Raw genomic sequence first — 26,082 nt, forward strand, 5'->3', positions numbered from 1 at the left:
TGGAAGTCATGCTTCACCACCCATTTTTTCGCCGGCCGGGCGTGACTGCTACCTGGATCTCAATGGATCACAGCGGCGCGCCATTTACTCCCACTCCATCTCGCTTTTGCTTACCTCCGTACCGAGGCGCTGCGTGTGAGCGCTTAACACGCCAGACGCTTATCACGTACGAGAACAGTCCGCGTCCACATGTCAGACAACTTCCCGTTGAGATAACCTGGTGCGATCACGGCATCTGGCACGGACCCAGCACATGGCAAGCGGAGAGAACTGGTCACAGCTGGAAGTGGAAGCCTGCGTCGCCGACTACCTGCACATGCTGACGTTGGAGCTCAACGGCCAGCGCTACAGCAAGACCGAACACGCACGCGCCCTGTTGCAGAAACTGCAGGATCGCAATCGCCCCTCCCTGGAATTCAAGCACTGCAATATCAGCGCCGTGCTGGTGAAGCTGGGCTACCCTTGCATTTCCGGCTACAAGCCACGCGGCAACTTCCAGGCTTTGCTTCAAGAAGTGGTCGAACTACAGACACAGGCCAACACCGCACTGCAGGCCGCCGCCGAAGCCGCCTCCTGCCGCCCGGCACTGCCGACAAGCGTCGACATCGGCACAGACCCGTGGGTCAGCCCACCTGCGGCTACCGCACAACCCGCGCCGCGCGCCGAAGCGCCTACAGAATTCCGCGCTTCACAGCGCGACTACCTTGCCCTGGAAAGCCGCAACCGCTCGCTTGGCCACGCCGGAGAACTGCTGGTGATGGAGCTGGAAACCCGTCGCCTGCATGCCGCTGGCAAGAAGAAACTGGCCGAGCGCGTGGAGCACGTCGCCCACAGCCAAGGTGATGGACTCGGCTATGACGTGCTGTCATTCGAGGAAACCGGACGCGAGCGCCTTATCGAGGTCAAAACCACCGCCTTCGGCAGGCTGACCCCGTTCTACGTCAGCCGCAATGAACTGGCACGATCCCGGGTCGATGCAGCGCAGTACCAGCTCTACAGGCTTTTCGACTTCCGGCACAAACCCCGCCTGTTCGCGCTGACCGGGGCAATCGATGCGCATAGCCGGCTGCAGCCGGTGTCCTACCGGGCGCAGCCGGGCAGCCTCTGACCCGCGCGTTTGCTGCCCTTGCCCAGGTAAAAAAAAACCCGCCGGCAATGCCGGCGGGCGGGTGTGGGCTGCGTCGGCGCGCGGGGGAGAGAACCGCGCCGGCGCGTGTCAGTCAGACACGATCAACCGAACACCTTGAAACGGGCGTCGTCTTCCACGTATGCCTTTTCGCCAAACGCCGCTTCGTTGGAGCCAAACGGCATCTGCGCACGCAGGGTCCAGCTGGCCGGCACGCCCCAGGCTTCGCGCACGGTTTCATCAACCAGCGGGTTGTAGTGCTGCAGGCTGGCACCGATGTCGGCATCGGCCAACGCGGTCCACACTGCGAACTGCGCCATGCCGTTGGACTGCTCGGCCCAGATCGGGAAGTTGTCCGCGTACAAGGCGAACTGCTCCTGCAGACCCTTCACCACGTCGGTGTCGATGAAGAACAGCACGGTGCCGGCGCCGGCGGCAAAGCTGTCGATCTTCTTCTCGGTACCGGCAAAGGCGTCGGCCGGGACGATCTTGCGCAGCTCGTCCTTGGCGCGGCCCCAGAACTTCTGGTTCTCGGCGCCGAACAGGATCACCGCACGCGAGGACTGCGCGTTGAAGGCCGACGGGGCTTCGCGGACCGCCTGCTTGATCAGATGGGTGGTGTCGTTCTGGCTGATCGGCAGGTTCTTGCCGAGGGCGTACTGGGAACGGCGCTTCTTGTACAGGGAGATGGCTTGGCTGCTCATGATCGTTTCCTCTGGGGGAAAGCAGACCGGCAACAGCGCCGATCCGTGCTTGTTGGCGGCCATTCTATTTACCTGCAGGATTGGAACAATTACATAAATTCCAATAAATCGTTTCAATTTCAGAACGAATCGCAGACCCAAACGCGCCGGAGCCCCGCAGGAGCGGCGTCAGCCGCGAAGCTGGGCATGCCGGACCATGCCAAGACGCCTGCAATTGCATGCACCACGGGACTCGGTGAGGTTGCCAGCTTCGCGGCTGACGCCGCTCCTACAGCTGGTCACCTCGTAGTCTCAACCACGCCTGATTCCCTTTGCTTCCAAGCAGACAACCGTTGGCTATCACGGCCCCATCCGCGCAAACGCCCGGCCCGCAAGGATTGGCCCCGGCACCGCAATGCTGGGTTTCCGCAGCGCATGCGCCGCGCTAACAGCCGCTGGCGATACTTTCCTGATCCCTGAAAGACGCTGTACCCATGACGCTCAACGACTTCCCCTACCTGCACGGCTTCTCAGCCAACGAGCAGGCCCGGCTGCGCAAACAGGCGCGCCTGTTTGAACCGGTGATCTTCCACGACATTGATTTCCGCAACGCCCGCCACGTGCTGGAAGTGGGCAGCGGCGTCGGCGCACAGACCGAGATCCTGCTGCGCCGTTTCCCCGACCTGCACATCATCGGCATCGACCTCAACGAGCGCCAGCTCGCCGCCGCCAATGAGCACCTTGCCCAGTTGCCATGGCTGGCCGAGCGCTGCCAGTTCCAGCGTGCCGACGCCAGCGACCTGCCGTTCGAGGCGCGCAGCTTCGACGGCGCCTTCCTGTGCTGGGTGCTGGAACACGTGCCCTCACCGGCCCGCGCCCTGGCCGAGGTACGGCGCGTGCTCAACCCCGGCTCTCCGGTATTCGTCACCGAAGTGATGAACGCCTCGTTCCTGCTCGACCCGTACTCGCCCAACCTGTGGCGCTACTGGATGGCCTTCAACGATTACCAGATCGACAGCGGCGGCGACCCGTTCGTCGGTGCCAAGCTGGGCAACCTGCTGCTGGCCGGCGGCTTCCGTGACGTGCAGACCCAGACCAAGACCGTGCACCTGGACAACCGCGAGCCGGCGCGGCGCAAGATCATGTTCGCGCTGTGGGAGGAGTTGCTGCTGTCAGCGGCCGACCAGCTGCTGCAGGCCGGCAAGGTGGACCCGGAAACGGTCGAAGGCATGCGCCGGGAGTTCCGCCAGGTGCAGAACGACCCGAACGCGGTGTTCTTCTATTCCTTCGTGCAGGCCAGCGCGACCGTCTATTGAGCTGCCTGGCCGCCATTGACCACCGCTGCATCAGCAGCGGTGGGCGCCTGCCAGATGCGCTGCCACATCTGCGCCAGGCGCTGTTTGAGTACCCCACGGTTGCCGGCCTGACGGTAAGCCGGCGCCACTTGGCGCGGCGCCAGCGCCTGCCATTGCCCGGCCTGTTCCACCGCCACGGCAAAGTTGAAGTTGTAGTCCGGCTCCAGCCCCATGCGCAGATCGCTGAGCACCAGCTCGCCGCCCTGCACCTGCGCGCGCATGAACCCGTGGTTGAACCAGTTCAACCGCGCCACGGCCGGGATGTCAGCGGCCTGCCGCAGCGCCTGCACATTGGAGGGATAACCGGTGAATTGCATCGGCCCGCGATCGGCCCACAGCGAGCGGTCGCCGACCACGTAGCCATTCGGCGTCATCGCCACCACCCGCCACAGCAACGTATTGAACGGCATCGGCACCGAGAAGCGCGGCGCATCGGCCAGCCCCATGCCGGCCAGGGCCTGCCCGGCGGCGCGATCGACCTGTGCCTTGGCCAGTTGCGACCAGCCCAGATAGCCCGTACTGAGCACCAATCCGGCCAGCAATGCACGCTGCGCCAAGGGCCGCGCCCGTGCCCACCAGGCCACGGCACACCCGATCAACAGCCACACCGTATACAGCGGGTCGATGATGAAGACGCTGGACCACATGGCCGGTGGCGGCGTCAGCGGCCACCACAGCTGGGTGCCGTAGACGGTGAAGGCATCGAGCAGCGGATGGGTAACCAGCGCCAGCACGATCGCCCACCACCAGCGTCCGGGCGCTTCGGCGACCCGGCCATGGCCGAAACGCCGGTACAGCCACCAGATCAAGGTGCCCAGCAGCGGCAGCACCAACAGCGAGTGGCTGAAGCTGCGGTGGATGGTCATCAGGCTCACCGGGTTGTCGGTGAAGGCGACGATGAGCAGCCCGTCCAGGTCCGGCAGAGTGCCCAGACCGGCACCGGCCAGCAGAGCGGCGCGGCGATGGCCGGCAGGGGCGATGGCAGCGGCGACGGCGCCGCCGAGAACGATCTGACTGAGGGAATCCATGCGCGGATCGTAGCAAGCCCGCCGCGCGCCTACTCCCTGATCGCCTTCAATTGCTTAACGACTGGCAACATGTCACGACGCACAATGCACCCCGGGGTCATGACGTGTATCATGCGCGCCCATCTTTCCATCCGAATCAAGGGATATATAGCCTGATGTCCAGCTACCTGTTCACCTCCGAATCGGTCTCCGAAGGCCATCCGGACAAGATTGCCGACCAGATCTCCGATGCGGTGCTGGACGCCATCCTGACCCAGGACAAGCGCGCCCGTGTTGCCTGCGAAACCCTGGTCAAGACCGGTGCGGCCATCGTGGCCGGCGAAGTCACCACCTCGGCGTGGGTCGACATCGAAGACCTGACCCGCAACGTGATCAACCAGATCGGCTACGACAACTCCAATGTCGGCTTCGACGGTCACACCTGCGCGATCATCAACATGCTCGGCAAGCAGTCCCCGGACATCGCCGCCGGCGTTGACGGTACCGACAAGAAGAGCAAGAAGCCGGAAGAACAGGGCGCTGGCGACCAGGGCCTGATGTTCGGCTACGCCTGCAACGAAGCCCCGGAATTCATGCCGGCGCCGATCTACTACTCGCACCGTCTGGTCGAGCAGCAGGCCAAGGTCCGCAAGAAGAAGAACTCGCCGCTGCCGTGGCTGCGTCCGGACGCCAAGAGCCAGGTCACCCTGCGCTACGGCCAGGACGGCAAGATCGAAGGCCTGGATGCCGTGGTGCTGTCGACCCAGCACGACCCGGGCATCAAGCAGAAGGACCTGATCGAGGCCGTGCGCGAGCACATCCTCAAGCCGGTCCTGCCGAAGGCATGGCTGGACAAGCTGCCGAAGAACAAGGTGCACATCAACCCGACCGGCATCTTCGTGATCGGCGGCCCGGTGGGCGACTGCGGCCTGACCGGCCGCAAGATCATCGTCGACACCTACGGCGGTATGGCCCGTCACGGTGGTGGCGCGTTCTCCGGCAAGGACCCGTCCAAGGTTGACCGTTCGGCCGCTTACGCTGCCCGTTACGTCGCCAAGAACGTGGTTGCCGCCGGCTTGGCCGACAAGTGCGAAGTGCAGGTCTCCTACGCCATCGGCGTGGCCGAGCCGACCTCGATCTCGGTCACCACCTTCGGCACCGGCAAGATCCCGGACGCGCAGATCGAGAAGCTGATCCGTGCGCACTTCGACCTGCGCCCGTACGGCATCATCAAGATGCTCGACCTGATCCACCCGATGTACCAGCAGACCGCTGCCTACGGCCACTTCGGCCGCAAGCCGAAGGAATTCTCGTACGTTGACGGCGACGGCAAGACCCAGAACGCGACCGCCTTCTCCTGGGAGAAGACCGACCGCGCTGAAGCCCTGCGCAAGGCTGCAAAGCTGAAGTAAGGCTTGGCTGAAATGGTTGTTGCTTGAAAGGGTCGCCCGCAAGGGCGGCCCTTTTTGTTTTTGCTTGGGCTTTTGACCAAGCCTTTGACTAAGCCCCTCTCCCGTTCACGGGAAGAGGGGGGTGGGGTGAGGGCACGCTTCTGGTGCATGAAGTCAAACGTCCCCCATCCGCCCTACGGGCACCTTCCCCCGCAAGCGGGAGAAGGGAAAGTCGAAAAGCCCTGCATCCTGCATCCTGCCCCTTGCCCTTGCTCTCCAAGCTCTCCCAGCCCTCGCACCCAAACCCGCCACACCCCTCCCTACCTTCTCCTGCATCACTGGAGTAGCCTGCCGTTCCGTCAGCGCGATGCCTGCCATGTCCTCCGAACCCAAATCCCACCAGCTGTCGATGACCGTGCTGATGACTCCGGAGATGGCCAACTTCTCCGGCAAGGTCCACGGCGGTTCGATACTGCGCCTGCTCGACCAGGTCGCCTACGCCTGCGCCAGCCGCTATGCCGGCAACTACGTCGTCACCCTGTCGGTGGACCAGGTGATGTTCCGCCAACCCATCGCCGTTGGTGAGCTGGTCACCTTCCTGGCCTCGGTCAACTACACCGGCACCTCCTCGCTGGAAGTGGGCATCAAGGTGGTGGCCGAGGACATCCGCAAGGCCAGCGTGCGTCATGCCAACAGCTGCTTCTTCACCATGGTGGCGGTGGATGACAACGGCCGCCCCACGCCGGTGCCGACGCTGCTGCCGCAGACCAGCGATGAACGACGCCGCTTCGCCGCGGCGCAGATTCGCCGCCAGTTGCGGCACGAAATGGAACAGCGGCAACTGGAGCTGCTCAAGCACAACCCGTCCGGTGAAGCGGACCTGCAGGTGGACGCATAAGCCCGCACGCCGGGGATCAAATTCCGGCATCTCCTGCTCACCCTGAGGCGACGCGGCCGGAATTACATCCCGGCCCACCGCAGTGCTTTCAGCCGGTGTTCTGCACGCCCTGCGAGACGCCGTTGACACAGGCCACCAGCGCGCGCAGCAGCGCATCGTCCTCACGCCCGCTCGCACGCCAGCGTTGCAGCAGGTCCACCTGCAAGGTACTGATCGGATCGATGTAGGGGTTGCGCAGGCGGATCGACAACGCAAGACGCGGGTCGTGTTCCAACAGTTCCTGCTGGCCACTCAGACGCTTGACCCAATGCGCGGTCAACGCCAGTTCTTCGCGGATCAACGGGAAGAAACGCTCGTGCAACGGCCCCGCCAAGCGCGAGAACTGCTCGGCGATATGGATGTCGCCCTTGCTCAGCACCATCGACATGTCGTCGAGGAAGGTCTCGAAGAACGGCCAGTCGTGCGCCATTTCCCGCAGCAGCGACTCATGGCCTGCTTCGGCGGCCGCCTGCAGGCCGCTGCCCACGCCAAACCAGCCCGGAATAACCGCCCGTGCCTGGCTCCAGGCAAACACCCACGGAATCGCGCGCAGGTTGGTCAACGCGGCGTCCTGACCCAAGCGTCGCGACGGCCGCGAACCCAGCGTCATCCGCTCGATCACGTCGATCGGCGTGGCCTGGCGGAAGTAGTTCATGAACTCGGCATCACCGACGAACGCGCGATACGCACGCGAACTCTGCTCTGCGACCAACGCCATCACCGGCTTCCACAGTTCCTCGCGTGGCTCGGTTGCACGCGGACGCAGGCTGGCGCGCAGTACCGCACCGGCGGATTGCTCCAGCGAGCGCAGCGCCAATGCGCGGATGCCGTACTTGCGATGGATCACTTCGCCCTGCTCGGTCACGCGCAGGCGTCCATCGATGCTGCCGCGCGGTGACGCATTCACCGCATGCGTGGTCTTGGTGCCGCCACGACTGATCGAACCACCACGGCCGTGGAAGAACGTCAGGTGCACGCCGTATTCGTTGGCGACCTCGAGCAGTTCCACCTGCGCATGCTGCAAACCCCAGCGCGAGGCGGCAATGCCGCCATCCTTGCCGCTGTCCGAATAGCCCAGCATCACCATCTGCACGTCGTTGCGTGCGGCCAGGTGCGCGCGATAGACCGGATCGGCGAGCAGGTCGCGCAGGGTCGCGGTGCCGTGCCCGAGGTCATCCACGGTTTCAAACAACGGTGCGATATCCAGCGGCACCGCGCCTTCGGCATCAACCAGGCCGCCCCGGCGCGCCAGTGCGAGCACCGCAAGCACGTCCGCGCGGTCATGCGCCATCGAGATGATGTAACTGCCCAGCGCATCGGCACCGTGACGGCGACGTGCATCGGCCAGTGCGGCAAAGACCTTGTCCAGCCGCTGGCCGGTCTCATCGGACCCTGCCGGCAACGCGGATGTACCGGCGGCATACGGCGACAACGCCTGTGCACGCGCTGCACCATCCAGTGCATCGAAGGCGTCCTGCCCGCCCAATACTTCGGCCAGCGCGCGCGCATGCACGCTCGATTCCTGGCGCACGTCCAACCGTGCCAGATGGAAGCCGAAGGTACGCACGCGCCACAACAGCCGGCGTACCGAGAACCAGCCGGCATGCTTGCCCTTGTTCGCTTCCAGACTGTCGAGGATCAGCTGGATGTCGCCGATGAGTTCTTCCGGCGATGCATAGGCACCTGGCGCGTCCTCCAGCGTGGCCTGCAGGCGCGCACGCATGCGGTCGTTGAGCAGCCGGTACGGCATGTCGGCGTGGCGTGGCCGTGATTCCACGTTCGGCAGCAGCTGCCGGTATTGCTCGACGCGCGCCACCACCGCCTCACTTACGCCCACCAGTTCGGTGGACTGGCTGAGCAGGCTGGCGAGCTTGAGCAGGTCCTTGATGTACAGCTCCAGCACCGCGCCGCGCTGCGCGTTCAAGGTCGCGGCGATGGTGTTGGCATCCACATTGGGATTGCCGTCCATGTCACCGCCCACCCAGGTGCCGAAACGCAACAGGCGCGGCAACGGCAGCGTGCGCCCCCAGGTGTCGAGCAGCGCCTGTTCCAGTGATTCGTAGAACACCGGAATCACCCGGTACAGCACGCGAGTCAGGTAGAAGCCGACGTGCTCGCGTTCGTCGTCCACGGTCGGCCGCACCGGCGAGGAGTCGGCCGTCTGCCACGACGCGGTGAGCGCCATGCGGAAGCGCGCCGCTTCCACTGCCTGCTCGCCCGGTGTGCGCTGCCCGTCGAGGTTGTCGACCAGCGCAGCCACCATCAGTTGTTCTTTTTCAAGCAGCGCGCGACGCACCGCTTCGGTGGGATGCGCGGTGAACACTGGCTCGATGTCGATGCGCGGCAACCACTGCGCCAGTTCTTCCAGCGACACGCCCTGCGCCTTGAGCTGCAGCAGCGCATCGTGCAGGCCATCGGGCTGCGGGCGCTTGGTGCCCGCTCGCTGGTAGTCGCGGCGGCGACGAATGCGATGCACGCGCTCGGCGATGTTCACCACCTGGAAGTAGGTACTGAACGCGCGGACCAAGGCTTCGGCTTCGCGCGGCGAACGGCCTGCCAACTGCGTACTCAACGAGGCCAATGGTGCCTGGCTTTCGCGACGCGCGATGGCGGCGGTACGCACGTCTTCCACTTCATCGAGAAAGCCTGGCGAAACCTGTTCGGAAAGAAGATCGCCGACCATCGTACCGAGGCGACGGACATCGTCACGCAACGGCAGGTCGGGGGTCGCAAAGACTACGCTGCTACGGTACTCGTTCATCTACGACGCACAAGCCTTGAGAGCGGAAACGTCCCAAGCCTAACCGAAAATTCCGTTGGTTTTTGCAGTGCACCAAACCTGAAACAGTTGCATCTGCATGTTGTCTACTGGCTGTCCGCGCAGACAGAAAACAAGGCGTGAGTCGTCCGGTTCGTGGACATTGCTTGACGCTTGCGCCTTGGAAGCACCCCTCCCCAACCGTCCCCTACGCCTGCGGCGCAAGGGAGGGAGCGGGCATTGCACTTCGGCTTCGGCTTCGGCTTCGGCTTCGGCTCCGGCTTTGGCTTTGGCTTTGGCTTTGGCTTTGGCTTCAGCTTCAGCCCCTCCCCTTGCGCGCATGGCGCGCAGGGGGAGATTGGGAGGGGGTTGCTTGTTCGCTTGTCGTTCCCCGCGAAAAGCACCCCTCCCCAGCCCTCCCCTACGCCTTCGGCGCAAAGGAGGGAGCGGGCACTGCACTTCGGCTTCGGCTTCGGCTTTGGCTTTGGCTTTAGCCCCTCCCCTTGCGCGCATAGCGCGCAGGGGGAGGTTGGGAGGGGGTGTTGCTTGTTCGCTTGTTGCTACCCGCGAAAAGCCCCCCAGCCCTCCCCTCCGCCTTCGGCGCATGGGAGGGAGTGGTGAATCAGCGCTTCTTTGCCTCGCCAGCCTTCGGTGCCGCCAGCCACTGGTCCAGCCAGGTCTCGCTCTCGGCCAACATGGTCATGATCGACTCGCGCGCGCGATAACCGTGCGACTCATTGGGCAGCATCACCAGACGCGAGGTTCCACCCAGCCCCTTCACCGCCGCGAACATGCGCTCGCTCTGCATCGGGAAAGTGCCGGAGTTGTTGTCGTCGGCACCATGGATGAACAGGATCGGGTCCTTGATCTTGTCCGCATAGTTGAACGGCGACATCTTCGAGTACACATCCTGCGCCTGCCAGTAGTTGCGCTCCTCGGCCTGGAAACCGAACGGCGTCAGCGTGCGGTTGTAGGCACCCGAACGTGCAATGCCGGCCTTGAACAGGCGCGTATGCGCGAGCAGGTTGGCGGTCATGAACGCACCATAGGAATGCCCGCCCACCGCGATGCGCTCACGATCACCCACGCCCCGCTTGACCACTTCATCCACCGCGGCCTGCGCGCTGGCGACCAACTGCTGCACGTAGGTGTCGTTCGGCTCGGCATCGCCTTCACCGATGATCGGCATGGTCGGGTTGTTGAGCACCACATAGCCCTTGGCCAGGAACGCCTGCGGCCCCCAGTAGCTGACCGCATTGAAGCGATGCTGCGAGCCGGTCACCTGGCTGGCGTCCTCGGCGGATTTGAACTCGGCCGGGTAAGCCCACATCAGCACCGGGCGCGGGCCGTCTTTCTTCGGGTCATAACCGGGCGGCAGCAGCAGGTCGGCAGTGAGTTCGACGCCATCGTTGCGCGTGTAGCGGATCTGCTCCTTCTTCACCCCACGCAGCGCCGGCAGCGGGTGCGCGAAATGGGTCAGCTCCACCGGCTTGGCGTCGGCTGCCAGACCACGCGCGTATAGGTTGGCCGGCACGTCATTGGATTCGCGGTAGGTGAGGATGCGCGCGTTGCCGCCTTCGATGATCGTCAGCGGCATTTCGTAGTACGGGGCCTGCGAATGGAACAGGCGCTCGCTCTTGCCGCTGGCCAGGTTGACGCGGTCCAGGAACGGACGATCACCTTCGGCCGAAGCGCCACTGCCAATGCGATAGAAACTGCCGCCATCGGCACTGAGCTGCAGGCGCACGCGGCCGGCATCGTCAGCCTGCAACAGCGGGTCACCCGGATCGCTGTAGCGGTCATCCTCAGAGCGCTGGGACAGCAACTGCGGCGCCTGCGCCGGGTTGTCAGGACTGATCTTCCACTGCTTCACCTGGCGGGTCTTCCACCAGTACTCATTCAGCAGCGCAAGGTCGCCACTACTCCAGGTGATACCGGCAAAACGCGAACCCAGCTGCGCCAGCGTTGCCGGCGGCTTGTCGAACGGCGCGGCCTGCACCAGCACCGCGTCGCGGATGGCTGCCTCGCGTGAAGGATCGCCACCGTCCTGCGCCTCGGCCCATACCAGCGTGGCCGGCGCATCGGCGCGCCAGCTGATCGAACGCACGCCGGTCGGCACGGCGTCATTGCCGGTCGGCAGGCCGTCCACCAGCGGCAGACGGGCCACGGTGTGCGCCAGCTTGCCCTGCGCATCCAGCACCTCGATGTGGCGCGGGAAGCGACTCAGCGGCACTGCATAGGAGAACGGACGCTCCACCCGCTGGCTGAGCAGGTAGTTGCCATCCGGTGAAGAGGACAAGCCCAGGAACAGCCCCGGCGCGCCGATCGGCGTTGCCTGGCCATTGATCGCCACCCGCACCGGCTGCGCCTTCAGGTAGTGCTCGAGCAAACGCGCGTCGCCTTCGTTCTTCAGCAGGTCCTGATAGGTGCGCACCGAGCGCACGCCCTGCCCGGCCACGGTTTCCTGCACCGCCGGCCCGGTCGGGACGCCGTCACCACTGGGCGCCTCGCCCTGCCCGGCAGGACGTTGCAGCACCAGCAATGCATCGCCACCCGGCAGCCAGGCATAGCCATTGCCGACAATGCTGTTCAAACGCTCGGCCACACGCCGGGCGCTGCCACCTTCGACATCCACCAGCCACAACTCATTGCTGCCGGTGACCGGGTCCACCTGGTTGAACGCCAGGTACTTCTGGTCCGGCGACCACGCCAACGAAGCTACCGACAGCGGCTGCGGCAGGCCACTGATCTGACGTTCACTGCCATCGGCGGTGGAGGCCAGCCACAACTTGCTGCCGAACGAGGAACGGCTGTCGGACACGGTCTTGGGATTGATCCGCAGGCCCGCCAGTCGCAGTTCCGGCTGCGCCACCTGGCCGATGGTCGGCAAGGGCGGGGTCTGCAACAGCGCCGTCATGTCGCGCTTGGGCGACAGGTACAGGCTCGGCGCGCGCGGGGCGTCGACCACCGCCTGCAGGGCCGCCGAGGGCAGGCGGTAACCCTCGCCCTGGCCGGCCTTTGCCGCTGGCGGCGGGGTCAGCGCCAGTACCGGCGGCACCGACAGCAACAGGCCGGCGCACAGCACCAGGACAGCGGAGGTCCGCTTGGCGCGACGGGCGGGAAACTGGGTCATGGCAATCCTCTACGACGGGAACAATCAGCCAACTTAACAATCTCTGTCGTTGTTCTCCCCTGCCGTTGGTTGGGCCGGCCGGCAGCCGCGATATAATCGGCAGCCCGCTCCGAGGGGCGCTGCGACTGTACGGGAGGCTCCCGGTACAGCCAGGCTCGGGCGGCTTTCATGCAACAACGGCGCCCGGCGAACGCGAGCTTGCTCGCACCACACCGGAGCTATGAATGAACGTTGCTGCCAAGACCTTCTCGCAGGAAGGCGATTACAAGGTTGCTGATATCTCGCTGGCCGACTGGGGCCGCAAGGAACTGGACATCGCCGAGCACGAAATGCCGGGCCTGATGTCGATCCGCCGCAAGTACCAGGCCGAGCTGCCGCTGAAGGGCGTGCGCGTGACCGGCTCGCTGCACATGACCATCCAGACCGCGGTGCTGATCGAAACGCTGAAGGACATCGGCGCCAATGTGCGCTGGGCCTCGTGCAACATCTTCTCGACCCAGGACCACGCCGCCGCTGCGATCGCTGCTTCCGGCACGCCGGTGTTCGCCTGGAAGGGCGAGTCGCTGGAAGAATATTGGGACTGCACCCTCGACGCGCTGACCTTCACTCTGGCCGACGGCACCCTGACCGGCCCGGAGCTGGTGGTCGACGACGGCGGCGACGTCACCCTGCTGATCCACAAGGGCTATGAGCTCGAGAACGGCAGCAACTGGGTCAACGAGCCGGCCTCCTCGCACGAAGAACAGGTCATCAAGAACCTGCTCAAGCGCGTTGCCACCGAGCGCCCGGGTTACTGGGGCCGCGTGGTCAAGGACTGGAAGGGCGTCTCCGAAGAGACCACCACCGGCGTGCACCGCCTGTACCAGCTGGCCCAGGCCGGCACCCTGCTGATCCCGGCCATCAACGTCAACGACTCGGTCACCAAGAGCAAGTTCGACAATCTGTACGGCTGCCGCGAGTCGCTGGCCGACGGCCTGAAGCGCGCCATGGACGTGATGCTGGCCGGCAAGCTGGCCGTGGTCTGCGGCTACGGTGACGTGGGCAAGGGCTGCGCCGCCTCGCTGCGTGCCTATGGCGCGCGCGTCGTGGTCACCGAAATCGACCCGATCTGCGCCCTGCAGGCCGCGATGGAAGGCTTCGAGGTCAACACCATCGAATCCACCCTGGGCCGTGCCGACCTGTACGTCACCACCACCGGCAACAAGGACATCATCCGCATCGAGCACCTGAGCGCGATGAAGGACCAGGCCATCGTCTGCAACATCGGCCACTTCGACAACGAGATCCAGGTCGATGCGCTGGTGGGCTTCAAGGGCGTGCAGCACGTCAACATCAAGCCGCAGGTGGACAAGTACATATTCCCGAACGGCAACGCGATCTTCCTGCTGGCCGAAGGCCGGCTGGTCAACCTGGGCTGCGCCACCGGCCACCCGAGCTTCGTGATGTCAAACTCGTTCGCCAACCAGACGCTCGCGCAGATCGACCTGTGGGCGAACAAGGACAGCTACGAGAACAAGGTGTACCTGCTGCCGAAGAAGCTGGACGAAGAAGTGGCGCGTCTGCACCTGGAGAAGATCGGCGTGAAGCTGACCACCCTGACCCAGGAACAGGCCGACTACATCGGCGTGCCGGTGGAAGGCCCGTTCAAGCCGGAACATTACCGCTACTGATCGGCACTGCATCTGCTTCTGCTCAAGCCCCTCTCCCGCCATGACGGCAGAGGGGTTGGGGCAAGGGCAAGCTTCACAGGAACGGGCGCCTCAAGGCGCCCGTTCCTTTTCCGGCACAATCAGCCCATCGCCGCTGATTACCCGTCGCCATGACCACGCAGGTTCCCGAGACCATCGCCGAACAAGTCGCGCTCGCCTGTGATGTCATCGAACAGCGCCTGGCAGACAACCTGCTCGGCATCCATCTGTACGGCTCCGCACTCGATGGTGGCCTGAAACCCTTCAGCGATATCGATCTGCTGGTGACCGTAGTCGAACGGCCCGACGCAGCCACGCTGCGCACACTGCAACGCGAGTTGTTGAACATCTCCGCCCCGCCTGGCCAGCACCCCACCCTGCGCGCATTGGAAGTCACCGTCATCGCCCGTGGCGAAGTCGTGCCCTGGCGCCACCCGGCACGGCGCGAACTTCAGTTCGGCGAATGGCTGCGACAGGACGTGCTTGACGACGTACTCGAACCGCCCACGACCGACCCTGACCTGGCCATCCTGTTGACCAAGGCGCGTTTGCACAGCGTCGCGCTGATTGGCCCTGACATCACAACGTTGCTGGATGCTGTCCCACGCAGGGACTTCATCCAGGCGCTGGCCGATACGCTGACCCAATGGAACACGCCCGATGATTGGCAAGGCGACGAAACCAACATCGTGCTTGCGCTGGCGCGCATCTGGTACAGCGCGCAGACCGGGAACATCGCAGCCAAGGACGTTGCCGTCGACTGGCTGCTACCGCGCATTCCTGCCGCGCATCACCCCGTTGTCGCGAAGGCCCGGCAGATCTATCTGGGCGCAGACGAAACCACTGCGCTGGATGCCGCGTTGGCGGAGTTCATTCATTTTGCCAAGGTCAAGATCACCCTCCTGCTGCAAGCGCAGCACTGAATCGCCAGCGCACCCCATTTCAACGATCATTGCCCCAATCCCATCCAGCAGGAGCAGCGCATGAGCACCAGCGACAAAGTCCAGGGCCCCGCCTCGTACTTCCCGTCGATCGAGAAGACTTACGGAAAGCCGGTCGCGCATTGGTTCGCGCTGCTGGATAAGGTGAAGGACCAGAAGCACATGGAACAGGTGGCGTTCCTCAAGGAACAGCACAAGATCGGACATGGCCACGCCAATGCGCTGGTCGCCTACCACCGCGCGCAGAACGGCGGCTAAGCCATCCGGCGCCCCACATCATCCACAACAAACGTCGCCCACATCATCGACGCGACCGACCTTCGAGAACCCGCACCATGCAATCACGCATCATCGAGCGCCCCGGTTTCACCGTCGTCGGGATGGAGTACCTGTTCCGCGAAGGCGACAACGGTTTCGGCCAACTGTGGGAACGCTTCATTCCCCGCGAAAACGAAGTCACCGGCAAGCGCGAGCCTGCGGTCAGCTACGGCGTCTGTGCTCCGCACACCGATGGTTGGCTGCAATATGTGGCCGGCTTCGAGGTCGATGAGGACGCGGCAGTTCCGGAAGGCATGGTCCGCATTCAGGTGCCCGCGCAACGCTATGCCGTCTTCACCCATGTCGGCACGGCCGCCCAGATCGGCGCGAGCTTCGAAGCGATCATGGACCACCTGCTGGACCAGCACGGTTTCCAGGCCTGTGAGGGCGTGGACCTGGAGCGCTACGACCAGCGCTTCGATGACCCGTTCGATCCCACCTCGGAAATGGAGCTGTACATCCCCATCCGCTGAGCCTTGACGGCCCGGTGCACCCAGCGATGCCGCAACGGAAGCAAACGCAATGACCGAGCAGGACGAAGCACTGCAACAGCTGCACGAATGCGCCTATGCAGCCGTGGACGAAGGCGAACTGAGCAACGCCGCGCGTGATTTCACCGCCCTGCTGGAGCAGGTTCCGGAAAATCCGTACTACCACTACATGCAGGGGCTGGTGCACAAGTACCTGCTGGACTGGCCGATTTCGCTCCGACACAACCTGCAGGCCATCGAACTGTCCGAAGAGTTCAGCCAGGCCCAGCACTGGAATGCAGCCATCGCCGCGACCGCTTTGGGCGAATGGAGAACCGTTCGCGAGCTGTGGGCGGCTTGTGACATCGCCCTGCCCGAAGGTGACGGCCCCATCGACGGCGATTTCGGTGTCGCTGCGGTCCGCTTGAACCCGTGGCAGGGCAGCGAGACAGTGTTCGTGCGGCGCATCGATCCGGTGCGCGCGCGCCTGCTCAACGTACCGCTACCGGAAAGTGGCCACCGCTTCGGTGACATCGTGCTGCACGATGGCGCTTCGACCGGCAGCCGCTTCGACGGCGAGCGCGAGGTGTATGTCTTCAACCAGCTGGGCCGTCTGGTGCCGTCGGAGTTCCAGACCTTCGCCGTGTTCGTGCGTGCCGACAGCGAAGGCGATCTTGATGCACTGCTGAAGGCAACGGCGCCCGGTATCGGCTATGCCGAGGACTGGACGCGCAGCATCCGCCACTACTGCATGCGCTGCAGCTACGGCGCGCCACACCGCCACGACCAGAGCGAGGCTGAGGAAAGCGCATGGCAGACGGAGCGCAACCTCGGCATCGCCGCGCAGAGCCGCAAGTCGGTGGAGAAGCTGCTCAAGGATTGGGCCAGCGGCCATGCCGGGCGCCATGTCGACGCCATCGAAACCCGCGAGCACTCACCGCCTACCTGCGTTCCGGGTGGCGCCTGGTGGATGTCCCTGGAAGACGAAGAAGACACCGAGGACGACCAAGCGTAATCAGACGGGCGCGGCAGCAGTGCCGCGCCCATCGACACTCACACGCCGGAGAACACCGGCTCCAGCAGGCGGAAGCTGCCGGCATCGGCATCCATCTCCACCTTGCCCCCGACCGGCACGATGAACTGCTCGCGGATATGGCCGATCATCGCACCGCGATAGGCAGGGATCTTCAACGGCACGATGTAGTCGTCGAATATCTGGTCCAGCGTCAGCGAGCCGTAGCCGTCACCCGGCTTGCAGTCGGTGCATTCGCCAAAGATGAAGCCGGCGATCTTGTCCAGCGCGCCCATCAGCTTCAACGTGCTGAACATGCGGTCGATGCGATAAGGCGCTTCTTCCACATCCTCCAGGAACAGGATCTTGCCGGTGAAGTCCGGCAGGTACGGCGACCCGGCCAGCGCCGTCAGCACGGTGAGGTTGCCACCGACCAGCTCGCCCTGTGCAATGCCGCCACGCAGCGTGAGCGTGCGGTTGCTGCGCGGCACCAGTTCGTCGTCTGCGTCCACCACGATGTTCTGGTAATGCATCAGTTCGCGCTTGAAGAACAAGCGGTCGAACTGGTCGGCATTGAAGGGATTCCAGGTCCCCGAACCGATCTGTCCATGGAAGGTCACCAGCCCGGTCCGCGCCTGGATCGCGCTGTGCAGGGCGGTGATGTCGGAGTAGCCCAGCAGGATCTTGGGATTGGCACGGATGCGGTCGTAGTCCAGCAACGGCAGCAGGCGCGCGGCACCGGAACCTCCACGCACGCAGACGATGGCCTTGACCTGCTTGTCGCCGAACATCGTATTGATGTCACCGGCCCGCTCGGCATCGGTGCCGGCCAGGTGCCCATAACGCGCGTCGTAATGCGCGCCGGTCTTCACCTTCAGCCCGAACGCTTCCATCGCCTCGCGCGCCAGCTGCAGGCTGAGCCGGTCGCTGGTCGCCGAAGACGGGCTGACCAGCCCCACCGTATCGCCCTTGTTCAAGGCTGGCGGCAGCAAACGCTTACGCGGTGCAGCCGCCGCGCCCTGCAGGCCGATCAACGGCAGCGTTGCTGCCAAGGCGGCACCACCGATGAAACGCCGTCTGTCCATGATGCCGCCTGTCGTTGAACGTCCGGCCCAGAGTAGCAACCGCTTCCCTGACCGGACAATCCAGCGGACTGGTTTACATGTTGCGGCGGTACTCGCCACCCACGTCGTACAGCGCGTGACTGATCTGCCCGAGGCTGTGGGTCTTGACTGCTTCGATCAACGCCTCGAACACATTGCGGCGGTCACGCGCGGTCTTCTGCAGGTAAGCCAGGCCGTGCCCGTCATGTGCATCGCCTTCGTTGGCCGGTGCGCCTTCCACCTCATGCGAATGCGAGGTTTCGCCAGCCGGCGCCAACGCGTTGCGATTGCGCTGCCAGGTGTGCACGTTCTCGATCTGCTGGCCCTTCTCTTCCTCGGTCGAGCGGATCAATTCGATCTCGGTGGCCACTTCGCCCGCATGCTCCTTGGGCAGGAACATGTTGACGCCGACCAGCGGCAGGCTGCCGTCGTGCTTCTTGTGCTCGTAGTACAGCGACTCTTCCTGGATCTTGCCGCGCTGGTACATGGTGTCCATTGCACCCAGCACGCCACCACGTTCGCTGATCGCTTCGAACTCCTTGTACACGGCTTCTTCGACGATATCGGTGAGCTTGTCAACGATGAAGCTGCCTTGCCACGGGTTCTCGCAGAAGTTCAGCCCCAGCTCCTTGTTGATGATCATCTGGATCGCCACCGCGCGGCGCACGCTCTCCTCGGTCGGCGTGGTGATCGCTTCGTCGTAGGCATTGGTGTGCAGGCTGTTGCAGTTGTCGAACAGCGCATACAGCGCCTGCAGCGTGGTGCGGATGTCGTTGAACTGGATTTCCTGTGCGTGCAGCGAGCGACCGGAAGTCTGGATGTGGTACTTCATCATCTGGCTGCGCTCGTTGGCGCCATAACGCTCACGCATCGCGCGCGCCCAGATGCGGCGCGCCACGCGGCCGATCACGGTGTACTCCGGGTCCATGCCGTTGGAGAAGAAGAACGACAGGTTGGGCGCGAAGTCGTCGATCTTCATGCCACGCGCCAGGTAGTACTCGACGATGGTGAAGCCGTTGGACAGAGTGAAGGCCAACTGGCTGATCGGATTCGCACCGGCTTCGGCGATGTGATAACCGGAGATCGACACCGAGTAGAAGTTGCGCACCTTGTTGTCGACAAAGTACTGCTGGATGTCGCCCATCATCCGCAGCGCGAACTCGGTGGAGAAGATACAGGTGTTCTGTGCCTGGTCTTCCTTGAGGATGTCCGCCTGCACGGTGCCGCGCACGGTGGACAGCGTCTCAGCCTTGATGCGCGCGTAGGTGTCGGCATCGACCAACTGGTCACCGGTGACGCCCAGCAGTGCCAGGCCCAGGCCGTTGTTGGTCGGCGGCAGCTCGCCATGGTACTGCGGGCGGGCGCGGCCTTCGAAGATCTTCGCGATCTTCGCCTCGGCCTCGGCCCAGCGCGCGGGATCTTCCTGCAGGTATTTCTCAATCTGTTGATCGATGGCGGTGTTCATGAACATCGCCAGGATCATCGGCGCCGGGCCGTTGATGGTCATCGACACCGAGGTGGTCGGCGCGCACAGGTCAAAGCCGGAATACAACTTCTTCATGTCGTCCAGCGTGGGGATGTTGACGCCGGAGTTGCCGATCTTGCCGTAGATGTCCGGGCGCGGCGCCGGGTCCTCGCCATACAGCGTCACGCTGTCGAAGGCGGTGGACAGGCGCGCCGCCGGCTGGCCCACGCTCAGGTAATGGAAGCGACGGTTGGTGCGCTCGGGCGTGCCTTCGCCGGCGAACATGCGGATCGGGTCTTCGCCGGTGCGGCGGTACGGATACACGCCGCCGGTGTACGGGTACGAGCCCGGCAGGTTCTCCTTCTGCAGAAACACCAGCAGCTCGCCCCAGCTGCGGTAGGTGGGCGCGGCGATCTTGGGAATCTGCTGGTGGCTGAGCGACTCGCGGTAGTTCTCCACGCGGATGGTCTTGCCGCGCACTTGGTACTCATTGACCGGCTCGGTGATCGATTTCAGGCGTGCGGGCCACTCGCGCAACAGGCGCAGTGCTTCGGAATCGAGCGACTGCACGGCATCGTTGTAGCGCTGGCGCAGGGTGCGGATGCTGTTGTCGGCAGCGGCGTCGGTCAGGGCATCGGCCGGGTACAGATCCAGCGCGCCCGGCAATGCCGCATCACCCAGTTCCTTCAGCGCCTGCCACAGGCTCTGCGCACGCTCGGCCACCTCGGCCTGCGAGTCGATGCGGGCGTTGATGCCGCGGCCCTGCTCGGCAATCTCGGCCAAGTAACGCACACGGCTGCCCGGGATCAGCACCGTCGCACGCGGCTCCTTGAGCGAGGTGTCGATCTGCGGCTGCAACCCTGTGTCGGCCTTGACCTTCTCGCGCAGCAGGCGACACAGGTTGGCGAACATCCAGCTGATACCCGGATCGTTGAACTGGCTGGCGATGGTCGGATAAACCGGCACATCCTCATCCTTCATCGTGAAAGCGACGCGGTTGCGCTTCCACTGCTTGCGCACGTCACGCAGCGCATCTTCGGCGCCGCGCTTGTCGAACTTGTTCAGCACCACCAGCTCGGCGTAATCGAGCATGTCGATCTTTTCCAGCTGGCTCGGCGCACCGAAATCGCTGGTCATCACGTACATCGGGAAATCGACCAGATCGACGATCTCCGAATCGCTCTGGCCAATACCAGCGGTCTCGACGATCACCAGATCGAAATGCAGCGACTTCAGGAAGCCGATGCAATCGCGCAGCACGGTATTGATCGCCGCGTGCTGGCGGCGGGTCGCCATCGAACGCATGTACACGCGCTTGGAGCGCAGCGAGTTCATGCGGATGCGGTCACCGAGCAGTGCACCGCCAGTGCGGCGACGGGTCGGGTCCACCGAGATCACCGCGATGCGCATCTGCGGGAAGCTGGCCAGGAAACGGTTGAGCAGTTCGTCGGTCACCGACGACTTGCCGGCGCCACCGGTACCGGTGATGCCGATGACCGGCGTCTTGCCGGCAGCCAGCTGCCATTGCTTGCGCAGGTGGCCCAACTCGGCTTCGGAATGATTGCCATCTTCCAGCTGCGACAGCACGCGACCGATACCAATCTCATCCTCGATGGCCGGCGTGTCATCGTCGGCATCGAGTGCACGGGTATCTCGCGCCTTGCCGGCACGCGCCACCACATCCTCGATCATCTCCACCAGCCCCATCTTCATGCCATCGTTGGGGTGGTAGATGCGCTCCACGCCGTAGGCCTGCAGCTCGCGGATTTCTTCCGGAGTGATGGTGCCACCACCACCGCCGAACACCTTGATATGGCCGGCGCCGCGCTCCTTGAGCATGTCCACCATGTACTTGAAGTACTCGACGTGGCCGCCTTGATACGACGACAGCGCGATCGCATCGGCATCTTCCTGCAATGCTGCACGCACCACATCCTCGACGCTGCGGTTGTGGCCCAGGTGGATCACTTCCGCGCCCTGCGCCTGGATCAGCCGGCGCATGATGTTGATGGCTGCATCGTGGCCATCGAACAGGCTGGCGGCGGTGACGAAACGCAGCGGGGTGGTTTCCGGCTGGGTCTGCGGGAACTGGGAGGCGGGGGTACTCATGGGCCGTACAACTTCCGGTTTCTGTTGAAACCGATGATAGGGCCGCGCGCCGGGCAGGTCAGGTTGCAGCGCAGCGTGACCTTTTGCCGATCAGCGCTCTGCACAATCCGTGAAGGCCTGCATTGGCACAGTAAGGCACCGGCCCTGGCATGCAGGCCTGAACGGATCCCCACCACCTAATGCATTAGAATGGCGCCACCGCGACCCCGTCCCTGTAATGGCGAAGTCGCATTTTTTGTTTTCGGCCTGCTGTTTAGCTGCAGGTTCACTGACGTTGTGGCAAAAACCGCCATCGGAGCTTCCATGCTTTTCGAAACCCTCGAGACTTCCGGCCACGAACAGGTCGTGTTCTGCCAGAACCGCGATGCCGGCCTGAAGGCGATCATCGCCATCCATGACACCACCCTCGGCCCGGCTCTGGGCGGGGTGCGCATGCGCCCCTACGCCAGCACCGACGACGCCCTGCGCGACGTCCTGCGCCTGAGCCGGACCATGACCTACAAGAACGCCCTTGCCGGACTGAACGTGGGCGGCGGCAAGGCGGTGATCATCGGCGACCCGCGCACCGACAAGAGCGAAGTGCTGTTCCGCGCCTTCGGCCGTCAGGTCGAGGCCCTGGGCGGGCGCTACATCACCGCCGAGGACGTGGGCAGCGACGTCAACGACATGGAGCAGATCTACCTGGAGACCGGTTATGTCACCGGCGTCCACCAGGTCCACGGCGGTTCCGGCGATCCGGCACCGTTCACCGCCTATGGCGCCCTGCAGGCGCTGATGGCATCGGTGAACCGCAAGTTCGGCCATGAGGAAATCGGCAAGGTCAGCATCGCCGTGCAGGGCTTGGGCCATATCGGCATGGAGCTGGTGAAGCTGCTGCGCGAGCGTGGCGCCAAGCTGTATGTCACCGACCTGGACCCGGTGCTGGTGCAGCGCGCGGTCAGCGAGTACGGCTGCGAAGCGGTCAAGCCCGACGCGATCTACGACGTCGCCACTGACGTGTTCGCCCCCTGCGCGATGGAAGGCGCCATCGACATGGATACCCTGGACCGGCTCAAGGCCAAGGTCATCTGCGGCACCGCCAACAACCAGTTGGCCAGCCATGCAGTCGGCGATGAGCTGTACAAGCGCGGCGTGCTGTGGGCCCCGGATTACGCGGTCAACGCCGGTGGCGTGATGAACGTGTCACTGGAGATCGACGGTTACAACCGCGAACGCGCGATGCGCCTGATCCGCAGCATCTACCACAATCTCGGCAAGGTCTTCGATCTGTCCGAACGCGACAGCATCTCCCCGCAACGCGCCGCCGACCGCATCGCCGAAAACCGCATCCAATCCATCGGCAAGCTGAAGATGCCGATGGGCCGCTCGGTCCCGCGCATGAACCGCCTGCGCGGCGAGTAAGGCGGGACCGGGCGGGAACTGGAAGTCCAAGACTTCCAGATAACTACCCCTCCCGAGCCCTCCCCTTGGCGGTGCCAAAGGGAGGGGGCTAAAGAGCAGCGCGCTCTGGCTGGCTTTCCCTCCCTTTGGCACCGCCAAGGGGAGGGCTGGGGAGGGGTGCAGTTGAAATCTCGCCCCTGCCCTTCTTCAAAACCCCTGGAAAAAGCGCAGCGACACCTGCCGATTCTCACCACGCGGACCGAAACGCTGGTCATAGCCCAGCGACAGTTGCGCAGTGCGCGACAACCACGAATCCAGCGACACACCGAACAGTCCACCCGAGCGCGCCGGTTGCAACCCCGCCAGCGGCGCCCATGCGTCAATACCGACGAAGCCCGCATCCAGCATCAGGCCACCATTGGCAACCGCCTGCTGCCATTCCGCGTAGCCATTGAGCGCCAGTCCTCGCCAACGATACTGCCCGCGCACGCCCGCCAGTGCCTGCAGGCGGTCACTGTTCCAATCCTCGGCACGCAGTCCGAAACCGTAGCCGCCCTGCTCCTGGAAAGCGTCATTGTCGATGCGGGTGTATTCGGCTCCCAGGTAAGGCGTGAGCGATGCCGCGCCGTGCCCGAAGCGATAGCCGCCTTCCGCGCTGCCGGACAGGAAACTGCCGCTGTAGCGCGTATGCGCGCCCGCGCGCTCATTGCCCAGCAGCAGGCCACGATCCATCTCGCGCTGATACTGGCCAAAGCCCGCCTGCCCCAGCACATAGCCCGCACCCATGCGCCAACCGGCATACATCTGCGACTGCATCTGGCGGTCACGACTGCGGTCCTGCGCAACGCCGTCGGTCGTGTTGGCGCGGGTTTCGCCGAAGGCGAATCCCAGTACTCCACCCCCTGCAATGGCGGCCTCATGCCCCATCATCCAGCCACCAACGCTGTAGTCGCTGCCCAGGAAACCGCCCTGCCCGCCGCCGCCCAACGTGCGCATCCAGCTGCGGCCCTGAGGCGAAGTGACGGCGCTTTCAGAGAACTGGGCGGAGAGCGCACGACGATTCATGTCGATGCTATCGAAGGTCATCGCCGTTGCCGTTGCATGTGCGCGCCCGGACAGGCTTTCCAGGCTGGCGCCCAGGCCATTGAAGCCGCCACTGCCCTGCTGCAATGACGCTGCTGCCGCAGCGAAGGCGCTGCCCTGCAAACCGGCATTGCCGTCAAGCAGTTCGAAGGCATGCTCCACTTGTTGCGCCACCGACATCGCCTGGATGCCGACACCGGCCGAACGCGCGGCACTGGTCACACTCACCCGGTCCAGCATCAACCAGGCATTGTTGGCGTCATAGCCGTACTGCGTCTGCAGCAGCGTCAGGCCGGTGTTCTGGGTTGCCGTGGCCGGCGTGGCGAATTGCCCGCTCACTCCGCCACCGGCGTGAACCAGATCCTGACGTTTGCCGTCCTGCGCCACATAGCCACTGACCATGCCGTTGATCAGCACGCCACCATCCAGCGCGGCCGAGCCACTGACCTGCAATGCCTTCACTCCCAGCGCGATCATCAACTGCGCCCCGGGCCGCTGGATGTAGTTGCCTTCGATGGTGCCGCTGCTGTCGGCGCCCAGCAGCAGCACGCTGCCACCGTTGTCGACATTGCCAACCACCCGCGTATCACCGTTCATGAACTGCAATCCGGCCGCCGATGGATTGGATTGCGCGGTGATTGTGACGTTGGAACGGATCGAACCGCCGTCGCGCAAGGCCAGGGTGCCACGCTCGATCCGGGTAGCACCGCTGTAGACATTTGCCCCGGACAACCCCAGCGCGCCGTCACCCTGCTTGACCAGCCCGCCGCTCCCGCTGATCGCGTTGCTCCAAACCGAGTTCAGGCCCGACTGGTTGACGTTGACCACGGCGTCGCCCCAGTCGAATTTCGCCGGCCCTTTCACCGCCTTGCCGACGTTGAGCAGACCATAGCCGAACTTGACGTCAGGCCCGGGCTCGCCCAGGTCGGTGGCGGTGCCCAGCAGGGTCTGCCGCACCAGGTCGTTGTTGAAGTACGGAAACGCCTGCCACACCAACGCCGCCGCGCCGGACACCAGCGGCGCGGCAAACGAGGTGCCGCTGGCGTACACGTACTTCAGGCTGCCGACGGTGCTGTCATGGCTTATGTAAGACGCCGTCCCCGGCGCCACCAGGCAGTAGTTCTTCGCCACACCGCAGGCGTTTGAGTAAGAGGCCAGCTGTGTGGGCGCTGCGGTATCCAGCGCGGCCACGGTCAGCCAGCCGCGCTCCAGATCAGCCGCCGGCAATGTGCCATTGGGACCGGCCTTGCTGGGCAATGCCGCCATGTCCGATGGATTGCTGCGCGATTCGTTGCCGCTGGCAAACACCACCAGCCCGTCATTGCTGGTGATGAACGGCCGGTACTCGGCCGCGATCGGCGCGGTGGCGGTGTCCCGGGTCCAGTACAGCCCGCCCCAGGAGTTGTTCATGATGCGCACGCCGGCACGGATCAGGTCCGCGTGGATCGGCGCGAATCCCAATGCACCGGTCACCTCGTTGCCTTGCCCGGAACCATCATCGACCGGATCCTTGTCGGCGATGATCCGTGCCGAAATGATCTGCGCCCCCGGAGCGACGCCGCCAGGCCAGCGCCCGTATTCCGCACCGGCGGCCAATTCGGCTACCGCCGTGCCATGGCCGACCACGTCATCCACATTGGCGTTGTTGCTGGCCGGGTCCAGGTAGAAGTAGCTGTCCAGCACCCGTCCGTTGAGCGTCGGGTGGTTGCGCATCACCCCCGAGTCCATGATGCCGATGCGATAACCAGCCCCGGTCAGCCCCATCACCTGCGCGGCTTTGGCATTGGTCAGGGCCAGATGCGCATCGATGGCCGGCTCGGGGACGGTGGTCGTGGGTGGCGGCGGTGTCGTCGGTGGCGGCGTGGTCGGCGGCGGCGGTGGGGCCACCTTGGTGCTGCCCCCTCCTCCACAGGCGCTCAATATCAACGCCAATGAGGCGCTCAGAATGTTGCATCCCCTGACACTTCTACTCACGCAAAGCCCTCCTTGGTTGCTGTCCCACAGATTCAGGTATTAGCGACACACGGCCAGGCAGGCCCGACCTTCTATACTCCGCCGACAATCCGCAGTCTGAAGGGATGTGCCGTTGGTCCAATGTGACGGCGCCCCGCAAGTCCTGATAA

17 protein-coding genes and 1 riboswitch are annotated in these 26,082 nt (G+C 64.4%); of the genes, 10 read left to right on the forward strand and 7 right to left on the reverse strand.

Going from position 1 to position 26,082, the window contains the following annotated elements; all coding sequences use genetic code 11:
- Positions 1-253 precede the first annotated feature (253 nt).
- Positions 254-1,108 (forward strand): DUF3883 domain-containing protein, encoded by an 855-nt coding sequence (locus LR961_RS12325; protein ID WP_232149597.1) that lies wholly within the window; start codon positions 254-256, stop codon positions 1,106-1,108.
- Positions 1,109-1,230: 122 nt separating this feature from the next.
- Here the strand turns inward: LR961_RS12325 and LR961_RS12330 are convergent, their stop codons facing one another.
- Positions 1,231-1,830 (reverse strand): nitroreductase family protein, encoded by a 600-nt coding sequence (locus tag LR961_RS12330; protein WP_232149599.1) that lies wholly within the window; start codon positions 1,828-1,830, stop codon positions 1,231-1,233.
- Between the two features lie 473 nt (positions 1,831-2,303).
- Here LR961_RS12330 and LR961_RS12335 point away from each other — a divergent pair, with 473 nt between their 5' ends.
- Entirely contained in the window at positions 2,304-3,125 is an 822-nt protein-coding gene (locus tag LR961_RS12335; protein WP_232149601.1) for a methyltransferase domain-containing protein, read from the forward strand.
- Here the strand turns inward: LR961_RS12335 and LR961_RS12340 are convergent.
- Positions 3,119-4,192 carry a metal-dependent hydrolase gene (locus tag LR961_RS12340; protein WP_232149603.1) on the reverse strand — a complete coding sequence of 358 codons (1,074 nt, stop codon included), beginning with the start codon at positions 4,190-4,192 and terminating at the stop codon, positions 3,119-3,121. The two genes, LR961_RS12335 and LR961_RS12340, sit on opposite strands and share 7 nt — an antisense overlap.
- 155 nt (positions 4,193-4,347) lie before the next feature.
- On the opposite strand from LR961_RS12340, the gene metK reads away from it, so the two are divergent.
- The gene (gene metK, locus LR961_RS12345; protein ID WP_232149604.1) at positions 4,348-5,583 is read left to right on the forward strand and encodes a methionine adenosyltransferase; all 1,236 of its coding nucleotides are present in this window, start codon (positions 4,348-4,350) and stop codon (positions 5,581-5,583) included.
- Between the two features lie 355 nt (positions 5,584-5,938).
- Positions 5,939-6,460, forward strand: coding sequence for an acyl-CoA thioesterase (locus tag LR961_RS12350; RefSeq protein WP_232149606.1), 522 nt, complete (start codon positions 5,939-5,941; stop codon positions 6,458-6,460).
- A gap of 88 nt (positions 6,461-6,548) precedes the next feature.
- On the opposite strand, the gene ppc is transcribed toward LR961_RS12350, so the two are convergent.
- Together ppc and LR961_RS12360 are read right to left on the reverse strand one after the other, a co-directional pair.
- Positions 6,549-9,260: a phosphoenolpyruvate carboxylase gene (gene ppc, locus LR961_RS12355; protein ID WP_232149609.1), complete on the reverse strand. Its 2,712-nt coding sequence runs from the start codon at positions 9,258-9,260 to the stop codon at positions 6,549-6,551.
- Between the two features lie 619 nt (positions 9,261-9,879).
- Positions 9,880-12,390: a prolyl oligopeptidase family serine peptidase gene (locus LR961_RS12360; RefSeq protein WP_232149611.1), complete on the reverse strand. Its 2,511-nt coding sequence runs from the start codon at positions 12,388-12,390 to the stop codon at positions 9,880-9,882.
- Between the two features lie 105 nt (positions 12,391-12,495).
- Positions 12,496-12,582, forward strand: a riboswitch (S-adenosyl-L-homocysteine riboswitch).
- A gap of 32 nt (positions 12,583-12,614) precedes the next feature.
- Here LR961_RS12360 and ahcY point away from each other — a divergent pair.
- From ahcY to LR961_RS12385, 5 genes are all read left to right on the forward strand, one after another.
- Positions 12,615-14,060: an adenosylhomocysteinase gene (ahcY, locus tag LR961_RS12365; RefSeq protein WP_057636091.1), complete on the forward strand. Its 1,446-nt coding sequence runs from the start codon at positions 12,615-12,617 to the stop codon at positions 14,058-14,060.
- A 149-nt stretch (positions 14,061-14,209) separates the two neighbouring features.
- Entirely contained in the window at positions 14,210-15,001 is a 792-nt protein-coding gene (locus LR961_RS12370) for an aminoglycoside adenylyltransferase family protein (RefSeq protein ID WP_232149616.1), read from the forward strand.
- A gap of 60 nt (positions 15,002-15,061) precedes the next feature.
- Complete coding sequence (locus LR961_RS12375) at positions 15,062-15,277, forward strand: DUF4287 domain-containing protein (RefSeq protein WP_232149618.1); 216 nt, start codon at positions 15,062-15,064, stop codon at positions 15,275-15,277.
- A gap of 77 nt (positions 15,278-15,354) precedes the next feature.
- On the forward strand, positions 15,355-15,810 hold the full coding sequence (locus LR961_RS12380; protein ID WP_269670724.1) for a GyrI-like domain-containing protein: 456 nt from the start codon (positions 15,355-15,357) through the stop codon (positions 15,808-15,810).
- A 49-nt stretch (positions 15,811-15,859) separates the two neighbouring features.
- The gene (locus LR961_RS12385) at positions 15,860-16,822 is read left to right on the forward strand and encodes a hypothetical protein (RefSeq protein WP_232149621.1); all 963 of its coding nucleotides are present in this window, start codon (positions 15,860-15,862) and stop codon (positions 16,820-16,822) included.
- Positions 16,823-16,860: 38 nt separating this feature from the next.
- On the opposite strand, the gene LR961_RS12390 is transcribed toward LR961_RS12385, so the two are convergent.
- Entirely contained in the window at positions 16,861-17,904 is a 1,044-nt protein-coding gene (locus LR961_RS12390) for an LD-carboxypeptidase (protein ID WP_232149623.1), read from the reverse strand.
- 73 nt (positions 17,905-17,977) lie between these two features.
- On the reverse strand, positions 17,978-21,496 hold the full coding sequence (locus LR961_RS12395; protein WP_232149625.1) for a methylmalonyl-CoA mutase family protein: 3,519 nt from the start codon (positions 21,494-21,496) through the stop codon (positions 17,978-17,980).
- A 303-nt stretch (positions 21,497-21,799) separates the two neighbouring features.
- Between LR961_RS12395 and LR961_RS12400 the strand changes: the two genes are divergently transcribed.
- Positions 21,800-22,897, forward strand: a complete 1,098-nt coding sequence (locus tag LR961_RS12400) for a Glu/Leu/Phe/Val dehydrogenase dimerization domain-containing protein (protein ID WP_232149627.1) — start codon at positions 21,800-21,802, stop codon at positions 22,895-22,897.
- 186 nt (positions 22,898-23,083) lie between these two features.
- On the opposite strand, the gene LR961_RS12405 is transcribed toward LR961_RS12400, so the two are convergent.
- Positions 23,084-25,933 carry an autotransporter serine protease gene (locus LR961_RS12405; protein ID WP_232149630.1) on the reverse strand — a complete coding sequence of 950 codons (2,850 nt, stop codon included), beginning with the start codon at positions 25,931-25,933 and terminating at the stop codon, positions 23,084-23,086.
- Positions 25,934-26,082 lie beyond the last annotated feature (149 nt).

Source organism: Stenotrophomonas sp. SY1, assembly GCF_021202945.1.
Classification (GTDB): Bacteria; Pseudomonadota; Gammaproteobacteria; order Xanthomonadales; family Xanthomonadaceae; genus Stenotrophomonas.

Bases quoted from the DNA above. Each gene is read 5' to 3' on its own strand.
- LR961_RS12375 (WP_232149618.1), top strand. From the start codon at position 15,062: ATGAGCACCAGCGACAAAGTCCAGGGCCCCGCCTCGTACTTCCCGTCG.
- ppc (WP_232149609.1), bottom strand. From the start codon at position 9,260: ATGAACGAGTACCGTAGCAGCGTAGTCTTTGCGACCCCCGACCTGCCG.
- LR961_RS12390 (WP_232149623.1), bottom strand. From the start codon at position 17,904: ATGGACAGACGGCGTTTCATCGGTGGTGCCGCCTTGGCAGCAACGCTG.
- LR961_RS12360 (WP_232149611.1), bottom strand. From the start codon at position 12,390: ATGACCCAGTTTCCCGCCCGTCGCGCCAAGCGGACCTCCGCTGTCCTG.
- LR961_RS12385 (WP_232149621.1), top strand. From the start codon at position 15,860: ATGACCGAGCAGGACGAAGCACTGCAACAGCTGCACGAATGCGCCTAT.
- LR961_RS12340 (WP_232149603.1), bottom strand. From the start codon at position 4,192: ATGGATTCCCTCAGTCAGATCGTTCTCGGCGGCGCCGTCGCCGCTGCC.
- LR961_RS12330 (WP_232149599.1), bottom strand. From the start codon at position 1,830: ATGAGCAGCCAAGCCATCTCCCTGTACAAGAAGCGCCGTTCCCAGTAC.
- LR961_RS12325 (WP_232149597.1), top strand. From the start codon at position 254: ATGGCAAGCGGAGAGAACTGGTCACAGCTGGAAGTGGAAGCCTGCGTC.
- LR961_RS12335 (WP_232149601.1), top strand. From the start codon at position 2,304: ATGACGCTCAACGACTTCCCCTACCTGCACGGCTTCTCAGCCAACGAG.
- LR961_RS12395 (WP_232149625.1), bottom strand. From the start codon at position 21,496: ATGAGTACCCCCGCCTCCCAGTTCCCGCAGACCCAGCCGGAAACCACC.
- LR961_RS12370 (WP_232149616.1), top strand. From the start codon at position 14,210: ATGACCACGCAGGTTCCCGAGACCATCGCCGAACAAGTCGCGCTCGCC.
- ahcY (WP_057636091.1), top strand. From the start codon at position 12,615: ATGAACGTTGCTGCCAAGACCTTCTCGCAGGAAGGCGATTACAAGGTT.
- metK (WP_232149604.1), top strand. From the start codon at position 4,348: ATGTCCAGCTACCTGTTCACCTCCGAATCGGTCTCCGAAGGCCATCCG.
- LR961_RS12400 (WP_232149627.1), top strand. From the start codon at position 21,800: ATGCTTTTCGAAACCCTCGAGACTTCCGGCCACGAACAGGTCGTGTTC.
- LR961_RS12350 (WP_232149606.1), top strand. From the start codon at position 5,939: ATGTCCTCCGAACCCAAATCCCACCAGCTGTCGATGACCGTGCTGATG.
- LR961_RS12380 (WP_269670724.1), top strand. From the start codon at position 15,355: ATGCAATCACGCATCATCGAGCGCCCCGGTTTCACCGTCGTCGGGATG.